The sequence below is a fragment of the Mucilaginibacter sp. P5_A4 genome, assembly GCF_056400605.1.
Map to the genome: position 1 here is coordinate 1 of NZ_JBFUKX010000164.1, position 804 is coordinate 804.

The window sequence follows — 804 nt, forward strand, 5'->3', positions numbered from 1 at the left end:
GAAAAACCTTATGCGGTTTTTTCAACAACAGATCATATTAATGTATTAATAGCAATGATAGCCTGTTTTATAAAGCTACCCCATTTAATAGCGCGGGCATCTAACAACCCTAAGCAAATGAGGGAGTTTTATGGCTTTAAGGCCAGGTTCTATAACTTTTTTTCAAGATTTTTATTCTTTAAGTTTAATTTCATTGTCTGTCAGTCAGAAGAAATGCGGCGCTCATTAGCAGCCTTATACCGTATTCGTCCTAGTAAGTTAATAGTCATCCATAATCCTGTTATCCAGTCCTGTACTTTAAAAGATCGCCGTAATATATCGGGTTTAAAGCGATTAGTTGTGGTTAGCCGTCTCTCAAGAGAAAAAGGTTTGTTTAGGTTGCTTGAAGTTATTAAGGATTTACCTCAAAATTACGTTTTAACAATTATTGGTGATGGCCCGCTGATGAATGCTCTTAAAGCACAGGTAAGCTCAAATGATCTTGAAAGCCGGGTGTTTTTTACTGGCAAAATAGAAAATGTCGCTTTAAAAGTTTCTCAACACGATTTGATGGTTTTGAGCTCGTTTACCGAGGGTTTTCCGAATGTACTCCTCGAATCATTATCTGTAGGAGTTCCGGTAGTTACTTTTAGGGTTGGTGGTGTTGCAGAATTGATTGAAGAGGGTTTCAATGGTTTTGTAGCCGAACAAAATGATGTTCTTAATTTAAAAAGACTAATCATTCGTGCGTGTAACCAAACGTGGGAACATGATAAAATTAAAGCCGATATAATTAATCGGTTCGCACTGGATAAAATAGGACAG

Annotated in this window: 1 protein-coding gene; it reads left to right on the forward strand. The window is 36.8% G+C overall.

Going from position 1 to position 804, the window contains the following annotated elements; translation table 11 throughout:
- Nucleotides 1-804, forward strand: an 804-nt coding sequence (locus AC1DQW_RS27825; protein WP_477457044.1) for a glycosyltransferase, incomplete at both ends; no start/stop codon positions are given.